Origin of the sequence: Nocardia farcinica (assembly GCF_029867845.1) — a bacterium.
GTDB lineage: Bacteria > Actinomycetota > Actinomycetes > Mycobacteriales > Mycobacteriaceae > Nocardia > Nocardia farcinica_A.
The window spans coordinates 1-3,027 of record NZ_JARWRU010000701.1; the positions used below are offsets into that span (position 1 = coordinate 1).

General features: G+C 71.2%; 4 protein-coding genes. All 4 read left to right on the forward strand.

Going from position 1 to position 3,027, the window contains the following annotated elements:
* Positions 1 to 597 (forward strand): acetyl-CoA carboxylase biotin carboxyl carrier protein subunit (locus tag QH283_RS15405; protein ID WP_280503678.1); only part of this gene is annotated, 597 nt, incomplete at its 5' end.
* Between the two features lie 8 nt (positions 598 to 605).
* Positions 606 to 1,766, forward strand: coding sequence for an acyl-CoA dehydrogenase family protein (locus QH283_RS15410; protein ID WP_280503679.1), 1,161 nt, complete (start codon positions 606 to 608; stop codon positions 1,764 to 1,766).
* Positions 1,767 to 1,788: 22 nt separating this feature from the next.
* The gene (locus QH283_RS15415; protein ID WP_280503680.1) at positions 1,789 to 2,565 is read left to right on the forward strand and encodes an enoyl-CoA hydratase family protein; all 777 of its coding nucleotides are present in this window, start codon (positions 1,789 to 1,791) and stop codon (positions 2,563 to 2,565) included.
* Between the two features lie 5 nt (positions 2,566 to 2,570).
* Positions 2,571 to 3,027 (forward strand): TetR/AcrR family transcriptional regulator (locus QH283_RS15420; RefSeq protein WP_280503681.1); only part of this gene is annotated, 457 nt, incomplete at its 3' end.

A 3,027-nucleotide genomic window follows, 5' to 3' on the forward strand; every position in this document is an offset into this window, starting at 1 on the left:
GCCCTCGCCGATGCCGCCGCCAACCGCGCGAGCGCCCGCACCGGCGGCGGGTTCCCGAGCGGTTGGCGCAACGTGGCCTCGCAGCCGCAGCGCAAGTCCTACGACAGCCGCGCCACCGGCACCCACCAGGTCGAATACCGGCACACCCGCGACGGTGTCCGGGTGGCGGGCCACGACGGCCTGGAGCTGATCGAGGCCACCCCCGAGCTGGTCGTCCTCGCGGTGCCCGGCGAGCGCGGCCCGATCCGGCGCACCTTCGACATCGCCCGCTACGGCGAGCTGGTGTGCGTCGACTCGCCGCTCGGCCCGGTCGCCCTGCGCAGGCTGCCGCGGTTCAGCGACCCCGCCGACCAGCTCGCCACCGGCTCGCTGCTCGCCCCCATGCCGGGCACCGTCATCCGTCTCGGCGCCGCGGTGGGCGAGCGGGTGAGCGCGGGACAGCCGGTGCTGTGGCTGGAGGCCATGAAGATGGAGCACACCATCGCCGCGCCCGCCGAGGGCGTGCTCACCGCGTTGAACGTCGAGGTCGGCCGTCAGGTCGAACTCGGTGAGGTACTGGCCGTCGTGGATCCCGACGACGCGATCGACGAGAAGTAAGGAAGACCATGAGTTTCATCGAGACCGACGAACGCAAGGCCCTGCGCGCCGCGGTGGCCCAGCTCGCCGTCAAGTACACCTACCGCGACTACGTGCTGCCCAAGTCGCGCAAGGGCGAGCCGCTGACCGAACTGTGGGAAGAGGCAGGCGCGCTCGGCTTCCTCGGCGTGAACATTCCCGAGGAGTACGGCGGCGGCGGTGCGGGCATGTACGAGCTGTCGCTGGTGATGGAGGAGCTCTCCGCCCAGGGCGCCGGTCTGCTGCTCATGGTCGTCTCCCCGGCCATCTGCGGCACCATCATCAGCCGCTACGGCACCGATGAGCAGAAGCAGAACTGGCTGCCGCGCATCGCCGACGGCTCGGCCAAGATGGTCTTCGGCATCACCGAGCCGGACGCGGGTTCCAACTCGCACCAGATCACCACCACCGCCCGCCGCGACGGCGACGACTGGCTGCTCACCGGCCGCAAGATCTTCATCTCCGGTGTCGACCAGGCCGAGGCCGTGCTGATCGTGGCGCGCACCGAGGATCACAAGACCGGCAAGCTCAAGCCCGCCCTGTTCATCGTCCCCACCGACGCCCCCGGTTTCACCAAGGTGGCCCAGGAGATGGACATCATCGAGCCGGACCACCAGTTCAACCTGTTCCTCGACGACGTCCGCCTGCCCTCGACCGCGCTGGTCGGCAAGGAGGACGCCGCGCTGATGCAGCTGTTCGCCGGCCTGAACCCCGAGCGCATCATGGGCGCGGCCATGGCCATCGGCGTCGGCCGCTACGCCATCGACCGGGCGGTGGAATACGCCAAGGAGCGCACCGTCTGGAAGACCCCGATCGGCGCACACCAGGGCATCGCGCATCCGCTGGCCAAGGTCAAGATCGAACTCGAGCAGGCCAAGCTGATGATGCAGAAGGCCGCCACCCTCTACGACGCCGGTGACGAGATGGGCGCCGCCGAGGCCGCCAACATGGCCAAGTACGCCGCGGGCGAGGTCAGCATCAACGCTCTCGACCAGGCCATCCAGACCCACGGCGGCGCCGGCCTGACCGCCGACTACGGTCTGGCCGCCATGCTCGGCGCGGCCCGCATCGCGCGCATCGCGCCGGTCAGCCGGGAGATGATCCTCAACTTCGTCTCCCAGCACTCGCTCGGCCTGCCGCGCTCGTACTGATCCCGTCCCGAAGGAGAGCGCGATGTCCGCGCAGACGCCACTGGTGCGTTACGAGGTCCGCGACCGCTTCGCGGTGCTCACCCTCGACTCACCGCACAACCGCAACGCCCTGTCCAGCCGCCTGGTCGCCGAACTGCTGCGCCGCCTGGACGAGGCGGCGGCGGACCCGGCGGTGCGCGGCATCGTGCTCACCCACACCGGCAACACCTTCTGCGCGGGCGCCGATCTCACCGAGGCCTCCGACGCCGATCCCGCCGTCGCCGCCGATCAGCGCACCCGCAGCATGATCGGCGTCCTGCGCAGGCTGGTGGAGCTGCCCAAGCCGGTGCTCGCGCGGATCGACGGCAATGTCCGCGCGGGCGGCATGGGCATCGTCGCCGCCTGTGATCTGGTCGTGGCCGGGCCCGCCAGCTCGTTCGCCCTCACCGAGGTGCGTATCGGGCTGGCGCCGTTCATGATCTCGCTGACCCTGCTGCCGCGCCTGGACCCGCGCGCCGCGAGCCGCTACTACCTGACCGGCGAGAAGTTCGACGCCGCCACCGCGCGGGAGATCGGCCTGGTCACCGTGACCGCCGACGACCCCGCCGCCGAGACGGCCCGGCTGTGCGCCGAGCTGCGCAAGGGCGCCCCGCAGGGCCTGGCCGAGGCCAAGCGGCTGGTGAACTCGCCTGTCCTCGCCGAATTCGACCGCGCCGCAGAGGAACTGGCGCAGCGCTCGGCTTCCTTCTTCGGCACCCCCGAGGTGCGGGAGGGCATGACCGCCTTCCTGCAACGCCGACCGCCGCACTGGGCAGAATGACGATCATGGCGACACCGCACGAACCCAAGCAGGATCGCAGCCGGGCCACCCGGCAGCGGCTGCTCGAGGCGACCATCGACTGCCTGGCCGAGATGGGCTGGGCCGCTGCCACGGTCGCCGTGGTCGCCGAACGCGCGGGCGTCTCCCGCGGCGCGGCCCAGCACCACTTCCCCACCAGGGAAGATCTGATCACCGCCGCGCTCGAGTACATGTTCGACATCCGCACCGAACAGGCCCTGCGTGAGGCGGAGGCGCTGTCCGAACATCTCGACGGCCTGGCCCGCACCGAGGCCGTGGTCACCGGCCTGGTCGAGTCCTGCACCAGCCCCCTGTTCAAGGCGGCCCTGCAGGTGTGGACCCACGCCGCCGCCGATCCCGCCCTGCGCGAGCGCATCGTCCCGTTGGAGGCCCACATCGGCCGCGCCTCGCACCGCCGCGCCGTCGAGGCCCTGCGCGTCGACG

Coding starts and splice junctions, on each gene's coding strand:
- QH283_RS15410 (WP_280503679.1), top strand. CDS start 606: ATGAGTTTCATCGAGACCGACGAACGCAAGGCCCTGCGCGCCGCGGTG.
- QH283_RS15415 (WP_280503680.1), top strand. CDS start 1,789: ATGTCCGCGCAGACGCCACTGGTGCGTTACGAGGTCCGCGACCGCTTC.